Here is an 8,075-nt window from a genome sequence, read left to right on the forward strand (position 1 = left end):
CCGCTCAGTTCACGCTCACCGGAGTAGATGGGAACGTCGGTGTTGAGCAGGAGTTCACTGTTGACCAAAGGAGCAAGAGCCAGCCCCACGGAGAGCCCTTTGATGGGTTCGAAAGCGAAGCCAAACATAATGGAAAGTTGTTCTAGGTTTTGACCATAGAAATGGAAGCGCGGTGTAGCGTCGACCGTGGATTGGTCGAAGTATTGAGCGCGCTCTAAACCAAACTGAATCATCGCCCCAAAGCTGATATTGAAGGGAATCTTCATCGTCATACCCAGAGTGAGCGTATTGCGGTCACGCAGTTCATCTGGGGTGGGGCCCTCTTCGTTACCTTGGAGCTTTAGGTTGTAGCCTTGATGCTCAAACGCCACACTCATCGAACTTTGCGGCATGAACGCCATATTGGCCGGGTTGTAATAAATCGCTGACCAATCCATTGCGATGGCAGTACCGGCCCCGGCCATGGCTTTCACGCGTGCACCTGCGCCGAATACATCTTCTCTTAGGTTGGCCTGAGCTTGGGAGGTAAGCAGAAGGGTGACGGTAAAAAAGAGGGCAGAAAGCCGCAGACTTGTTTTAGAAGTAAGGTTTTTATTCATTTTTTTGGACTCTATGAGCGGGGCCTAGCGCCTTCGCATACCGAGGAGTTCATAAATAGCACCAAGGCCTTCTTGGTCATCTTCCATGAATGTCACTACCGTATCAACGAGTTCGGCTGCTTCGTCGAGGCTGAGTTCATCCCGGGGTTCACATGAATTGCTGGTATCAACCGAGGCTACATCGATGAAGGCTGAAGTCAGTTCTTGTAGCGGGGCTTTGCCGGTTTCGAGAATATCTCGATTTAGCAAATTGCGAATCGCACTAAGAAGTACGTCTTCGCTGTCTCGCGTAAGCATGTTGTCAAAGGTACTTACAATCATTCGGCTATCAGTCCGGTTTGGATCTAGAGCCAGCGATAGGTAAGTCATGATACTTTCCATATCGTTCACATCAATTTGAGCTTGTAAAAGACCGCCCATGATCACCACGGCTGGGCCGAAGATCTCGCGGTCGGCATCGGTTGCTTGTGGATCGAGAGCACGAATAAGAAAGCTTTCTAGCGTACTGGCGCCGGGAGCATTCTCAATGGCTTGAATCAATCGAACCATCGTTGCGAAGTTACGCCCCGTTAGAAAACCATCAATATCGTTTTGGAGAATATTGAAGTAACAGGTTTGTTGGCCGTCGGGCAGTTCCAAGAGCTGTGCCACGAAATCGAGGACGATGGTGGTGAGTGGAATGAAACGAGGATTACTAAGAACCACGCGGTCATCGGCTGTATCTACGGTTTGTCCATCATCGACTTCAGTCTCGGTTAGATAACCTGTGACATGTTCCAGCAAGCGTTTCATTGGCTCAGTGTTGTCTGCGGCGCCGAGTCTCTCTACGATTGTTTGAAACGGTTGTAGGATTTGCTCAGCAAGTGAACTCCCGCTGACGAGACCTTGGCGTGACTGAACACTGCCGTCGTCGTCGACCATACGTTCAATCGAATTCATGATGACATCGCCCACTGTCCCATTTTCATCCACGGCTTCAGTAGTGACGAGTAGGTCCGCGAGGTCGAGCATCGGATCCACCGCACCTGCGCGAATGGTCTGGCCTATGATGGGCAATGCCTCACGAATGGCGCTTTCGGTATTGGCGTCTGAGTCATCATCTAAGCGTAAATCATCGGCTGCCAGATGAAAGATATCCAAGAGTGTGCTTAGCTGGTTACGCTCAACAAAGACTTGTGCGATCGGAAGGTATCCGTTGAGGGCTCCGCTGCTTGCTAAGGAGTCGAGTGCTTCAAGTCTTGGGAAGACGTCATCTCCATCACATCCGATCATGTCGAGGGAGAACACCGTCGCGAATTCTCCGAGAAAACCAAAGGTGTCGATTGTTCCCAGTAAGAGGTCAATGATTCCGCATACAGACTCTTCATCACGAGATGCTAAAAGCTCAATTACAAATTCAGCTACCGTTTGGCCGCCGGTAAAGGGAATGCTGCCGCAATCTACAGCGCTTAAGAGCTCAATGCTCTCTTCGATGCTGCTGCGGTTATCCACCCAGCCACCGCCGGATTGAAAGTAGCGTGGCTGACTGTAATCTACGGGGGTTGAAAGGTCGTAGTTGGGCTTGGCGTCGGTACAGCTGGGGCTTTTACTAAGCTCGATATAATCGATGGTGTCGAGAAGTTGCTCCGGAAAGGTGCGCGCGGTGCCGCCTAGGTCATGGATGAGCTCGAGTAAGAGTTGGGCAGTTGATTTACCGGAGGAGTTATCAGCTTCAAACACTTCGTCCAGCAAGGGCAGAGCCTTACCGAGGAGCGCGGGGATTTTGGGGTCTGTGAGATCAACCGAGCTGCTTTCAACACTCTCTAACACTTGGCCAAGAGCAACCATGATGGTCTCGGCAAGTTCAGGGTTGTCCTTAATAAGTGTTGACCAAGTTCTGAGGAATACGGCGGCGTCATCGAAACGAGAAAGCTCAACCAGCATCCAGGCAATGTCTGCAAAAGGATTGTCGTCGGAGGGATACTTACGGCAAGTTGATGTTCCGTCATCACAGATTTCGATGGTTGGAATTGTGGTGTTGACCACCGTAGCCAAATCTTGATGCATATTGTCTTCGAGCGCTTCTTTGACGAGCACCAGCATCATGGCCAGACCCGAGCGCTTGGCATCATAGTATTCGTAGAGAAGTTGACCGGCATCGTTGATGGCGCGACCCACTTCATCGCGATCTACGCCGCTGCCCATGGCTGGGATATCAATGGGCGAGCCTGAGCTTGTGACGGGGACACCGTCTTGATTCACATCGGCGGCTCCGTCGGCATCGATATCGATGAAAGGTAAAAAGAGTGAACCGGTGTTGGGGTTGATTCGTACGCGCGGATTACCATGGGTATCTGCGAGCACAGCCCAGGCAGGATTTCCCATTTGTGCGTCAGTAGAAAGAACGTCGCTCTTGAGTAGAGTTTCTTCTATATCTCCGAGGTTAAGGCCTTCGCATAAATTTTCTTCCGTAAAGCTAACGAGTTGCCGACTTAGGAGGTCGGTTGCTGAGTTGATGGTGTAGTCGACACCATCGTGATGCTGGGCGAGTTGGGCCAATGCATGGGTCACGTTTTTAAGATCGCGATCGTAGATTGCCGCGTCGACCAAGTCTAAAACCTGTGTCTGGGTCAAAATAGTCCGGGTTTGAGCGAGATTTAGAAGAGCTCGCAGTGTATTGCGGTGCGGATCGGTCACTGGGTCCGTCAACAATCCCAGAAGATCGGCCATATTATCGGTGGTTGCCTCGAGCTCGCCGCTGTCGATAGCTGGGAAGATCGCGTCTTGCATCAGCTTTTGAATTTGCTCGAGCAATGCCGGCGGGACAGATGAATTCAAAGAGGTAATGACGTCTGTACGATGGCCTCGTAGTTCGTCGATCAATGGAGCCTGGCAGCTCTGTGTTTGTGCGAGGTTATACTCCACAACACCGTAGACTATTTCGCCAAATGATTTCTTGCTGGTGGACTGTTCGGCAAACCCGTCATCTGACGAAACGCATGCGGTTGTAAGACTTAGGGCAGAAACGAGAATCCCAGCCACTAAAATGCTGATCATTCGATGTTGGAAAGATAGCCACATGCCCCAAAACCCCCAGTATCTAACCGATTCAGTGTGCAGCAATTGCTCATTCATCGGAAGCCCAAATACGCCATCTGACCCCAGCACCCGTTCGGACAAAATGTACGACATTGTGCTCTAATGTCGTTTCTTGATTGCCAGATCGCTATGACGCACCATATTATTTCCTGAATCTTAATTCATTTGTCAAGCAGCGATTGATTGAATTCACTTTTGGGGGAGCCACATGAAACGTTTTAGCATTCTTCGGTATCTATGGCTGACTTCTATTGTACTTGGCGTGAGTGGTTGCGCCCATTGGGTTTACCCCGTTACCGAGCGCTCAACTGAAGTGTTTCATATCGAGACAAGTGACGGGTGGAGTATTGCGATTCACCACTACGCACCGCGCGGTTCAACCAAGCAGTCCACTCCCGTTTTATTGTGCCATGGAATCAGCAGCAACAAATACAACTGGGACCTTAACGACGAGTATAGTTTTCCCGATTACATCGCATCCAAAGGTTTTGATACCTACGTGGTTGAGCTACGAGGTTCAGGTCAGTCCACCAAGCCCGGGCTCTTTGATGAAAAAGAGTATGACTACAGCTTTGACGATTACGTATTAAGAGATTTACCGGCAGCGATTAACTTTGTGTCTTCTCGTTCTGAGACAGGCCAGGTTCATTGGATGGGTCACAGCATGGGCAGTATGGTCATGTACGCCTACCTGCAACGCGTTGGGCAGGAGAAGATTCGCTCGGTGACTGCGGTCGGTTCCCCTCCTAAGCTCTTTGAAGGCAATGAAAGCTTGGGCCGAAGCATCGGGCTCTTTCCGGTGGTAGATTGGTTCTACGACGAGCTTCCATCAGGTCTTTTGGTTAAAACCGTTGCACCCTTAGCCTACCCCGGTGTGATAGCGCCCCAGCACGTGCTTTGGAACTACGATAATCTGGACCCGGTTGTTGCTCGTCAAACAGGTGCGCACGCAGTGGATAACTTGTCTTCTAAGGTCGTACGGCAATTGGTTAAGGGCGCCGCAGACGGTTACCTCTCGTCAGAAGATGGTCACCATAATTACACCGACGGAATGAAGAAAATTGAAGTACCGATTTTCTTCGTGGTGGGTGGACTCGACCAAATGGCGCCGCCGGCGGTTATGGTTGAAGCGTTTCGAAAAGTGCAATCAAAAGATAAACGCATTGAAATACTCAGTCGAGCCAACGGCTATGCCCATGACTACGGTCATGTGGATTTAGTTCTCGGTAAAACAGCACCTAGAGAAGTTTTTCCACTTTTGGAACAATGGCTCATGCAGCATGAAGGCTAACATTATTTCAGGCGTCGTTTGCCTGATTCTCTTGGGACTCATGGGCTGCTCAGGCTTAAAGACGATTGAGCCGGTTGCCTATCAAGTGTCTACGAGCAGTCTGAGCGTAGACTTGGAAGTTGCAGCTAAGCTTACAAATCCGGAACAACCTGTTCTTTATGGCTATCCTGTTTATGAACCGGCGGCAGTTGTCGTTCTGGTGCACGGGCTTGGAACGAATGCAGCAATTTGGGATTTACCACATACTGCAAAGCTTGCGCGAAGAATTTGGCGGGCTGGTTATTCGGTCTACACCATCGACTTAAATTTTTCATCGGCTCAAGATTCATTGGCCCAAACACGCAAGGGGTTGCGGCAGGCTATAAAAGCCATTGCTCGGCGACATCGCGGAAAAAAGATATTGGGGATAGGGCATGATATCGGGGGGACGCTCCTCTATCAGATGATCTACCAGGAGAAGGAAGCGACACTCGACGGGCTCATCGCTATGGGGGCGCCAATCGGCTTTGGTGGTTACAGTAAGGCGGTCAAGAAACTCTTACTCGCTGGCCAGAAAGTTCCAGCCGTTACTTGGCCGATGCTTGATAGACAGGATTTAAAGCAGCCTGGTGGTTTCGATATACGTGTTTCAGAGTTGCTCCTAAGCTCGAGCCTACCAGAGAAAACGCGCTTCGCATTTTATGAAAATGCATTATCAAAAATGCCAGCTTCACTCCTCAACGAAATTCAGACACTTGGCAAAGGACAACCGGTACCGGTTTTAGATCCATTAATGGCTAAGTTATCGCTGAAAAATAGAGTGCCAATTCTTGCTCTTATGGCGCCATCGGATGGCCTCTCACCTCCGTGGCAATGCGACCCTAAAGTATTCGGTTTTGACCAAAATGGTATCGAAACGGTTTATCTAACTCGGGCCAACGGTGAGTCTATTGAGTACAACCACCTGGATATGCTTCTGCATCCGCTTGCTAGCCGAGAAGTATTTCCTTTGGTGATGACCTGGTTGGCAGACCAGATTGATTAGTGGTCTTAAGGCGTTTGGCCGATAGATTTCAAAAGTGCCTGAAACCAATCACACTCAGTATCGAATGGCTTACCACCTTTGATTCGCTCAAATTCGATGGGGCGCATGGTTTGGTCATGGTCCTCATCGTGACCGATAACACCCTCAACGCCATCGAGTGCCGAGCGAACGGCCATCTCAGCGCAGCTGTGTATCAAGGCAATGTCTGCCGCGTTTGAGGGAGCACTGCGTGCGTAGTAGCCGCTTTTTTGAACAAGTACTTTCTCCGCGCCGATTCGCTCTGCAAATTGTTTACCGAACCATTGTCCAGGGTTCACCTGGTCGAGTTTGACATGTCCAAATGCGTCCCTGGGCACGTCTTCTCCGCGCGACTCCATTTCGTCGATGATGCTTTGGACACCGGCGCCTTCACTTAGAAAGATATTGACGCAGTCGTGTTCATCCATCACTGCCCGCAGGCGTTCAGACTCGGCTTGGAGATCGATGCTCATTTCCGGCACATAAACAGCATGAACGTCTTTTCGTTTCTGGTAGAGACCAAGCTCATCCATAAATGACTGACCCTCTAGAGCTTGCCGGTAATCGCGAGCGGTTGCAGCAGTGAGCCATCCACATGCACGGCCCATAACTTCATGAATGATGAGCATTCTTGGGTTGGCACTGAACTCGTGAACCACGTTTCCAAAAAATCGAGCGCCGCATTCGGCTGCGGTGAGCGCGCCAAGAGTTTGCCCGATGGGAAACACGTCATTGTCGACAGTTTTAGGAAGTCCAACAACGGTGAGCCGGTAGCCGTGTTGATTGAGGTAGGCAGCAAGTTGTGCAGCCATGGTGTTGGTATCGTCCCCGCCGATGGTGTGTAAAATGGTGATTTCATCTTTTTGGAGCTGTTTGGCTGCAACTTCCAGAGGGTTGTCTCCTGGTTGGACGAGACCTCGCTTCTCGCAGTCGGGGATGTTGGTGAGCTTGACGCGGCTGTTGCCGATGGGGCTGCCGCCATGGTCGCGTAGTTTTGAGGCGCGTTCGCGAATCGCTGGACTGACAGCAATAGAATCTCCAAGCAACAGTCCCTTGTAGCCATCTCGGTAACATAGAATTTCAGTTGCCGGATCGTGCGCGGTGTAGAGTTCAATCAAGGATGCAATTGCTGAAGATAAACAAGGGGCTAAGCCGCCCGCTGTTAGAATACCAATTTTCGCCTTTGTCATCTAAATCTCCGGTAGTTTGAGCCGATTGGCTAACATCTGTTTGAGCTGAGTACAATTGCTACGAGGTTTGCCTTACCGAGCTAAATACAGTGACTGGGGGTACCTGTATCTAAAAAGTTGGAAACGACCGTGCTATTCACTCTTGAACCTCATGGGACAGAGTGCGAAAGTCTGGCCGCATCGTCAACCCCGAGTGTGTGAGGCCATATATTATGACAGGATTTATCGTTCAGGCCATTGAGCTCTATTCATATATCGTTTTGGCCAGTGTTTTGGTGTCGTGGGTGCGATTGCCGCGAGACAATCCATTGGTTCAAATCCTAGATACGTTTACTGAACCTGTACTGGAACCTATTCGTAAGCTGATGCCGGACATGGGCGGCATTGATTTCTCGCCGATGATTCTCTTCGTTTTGCTCAGCATGCTTAGTTCTCAGTTCTAATCGGACTCTGCGCTCTCTGCGTCCTCGGTGAATACACATGCGGCGTCTTGAGCTGCTTGTTCTTCTTGGCAAGCCAAGGGTGATTCGAGGTTGGGTCCAAAATCCGTACACACCCAAGCTTGGTCAGCGAGGCAGGCACTGAGTATTTCAGTGTTGGTGCCGCAAGGCTCTGGTGCCGATTGGTAGGCTTGGCAGAGGTTGTAGCAGGTGCTGAGTTCGATGTCGGAGCATCCTGTAGCATCTCTCAAGTCGCATACCTTGGAGCATTCAGCCCCGAGCGAATCCCCACAACCACTTAGGCTCATGGATGTCAAAAGTAAGAACGCCAGGGGTATTAGGAACAGATTTTTCTTAGTGGTCTGGTTCACGAGCGTCCTCACATCGAATGCATTGAAATATCCGATATGACTCTGTCTTAAAGATAAGAGAAAC

Annotated in this window: 7 protein-coding genes; 3 read left to right on the top strand and 4 right to left on the bottom strand. The window is 50.3% G+C overall.

What is annotated here, in order from left to right:
* On the bottom strand, positions 1–599 hold a 599-nt coding region (locus HOK28_04015), incomplete at its 3' end, for a hypothetical protein (protein MBT6432231.1).
* A gap of 24 nt (positions 600–623) precedes the next feature.
* On the bottom strand, positions 624–3,770 hold the full coding sequence (locus tag HOK28_04020; protein ID MBT6432232.1) for a hypothetical protein: 3,147 nt from the start codon (positions 3,768–3,770) through the stop codon (positions 624–626).
* 115 nt (positions 3,771–3,885) lie between these two features.
* Between HOK28_04020 and HOK28_04025 the strand changes: the two genes are divergently transcribed.
* The gene (locus tag HOK28_04025; GenBank protein MBT6432233.1) at positions 3,886–4,968 is read left to right on the top strand and encodes an alpha/beta fold hydrolase; all 1,083 of its coding nucleotides are present in this window, start codon (positions 3,886–3,888) and stop codon (positions 4,966–4,968) included.
* On the top strand, positions 4,958–5,992 hold the full coding sequence (locus HOK28_04030; protein ID MBT6432234.1) for an alpha/beta fold hydrolase: 1,035 nt from the start codon (positions 4,958–4,960) through the stop codon (positions 5,990–5,992). Before HOK28_04025 ends, HOK28_04030 begins: the two co-directional genes overlap by 11 nt.
* 5 nt (positions 5,993–5,997) lie before the next feature.
* Here HOK28_04030 and HOK28_04035 read toward each other — a convergent pair whose 3' ends face one another.
* Positions 5,998–7,200, bottom strand: a complete 1,203-nt coding sequence (locus tag HOK28_04035) for a pyrophosphate--fructose-6-phosphate 1-phosphotransferase (GenBank protein MBT6432235.1) — start codon at positions 7,198–7,200, stop codon at positions 5,998–6,000.
* A gap of 212 nt (positions 7,201–7,412) precedes the next feature.
* Here HOK28_04035 and HOK28_04040 point away from each other — a divergent pair, with 212 nt between their 5' ends.
* Complete coding sequence (locus HOK28_04040) at positions 7,413–7,643, top strand: YggT family protein (protein MBT6432236.1); 231 nt, start codon at positions 7,413–7,415, stop codon at positions 7,641–7,643.
* On the opposite strand, the gene HOK28_04045 is transcribed toward HOK28_04040, so the two are convergent.
* On the bottom strand, positions 7,640–8,011 hold the full coding sequence (locus HOK28_04045; protein ID MBT6432237.1) for a hypothetical protein: 372 nt from the start codon (positions 8,009–8,011) through the stop codon (positions 7,640–7,642). The genes HOK28_04040 and HOK28_04045 overlap by 4 nt on opposite strands.
* Positions 8,012–8,075 lie beyond the last annotated feature (64 nt).

The organism is Deltaproteobacteria bacterium, from assembly GCA_018668695.1.
Classification (GTDB): Bacteria; Myxococcota; XYA12-FULL-58-9; order XYA12-FULL-58-9; family JABJBS01; genus JABJBS01.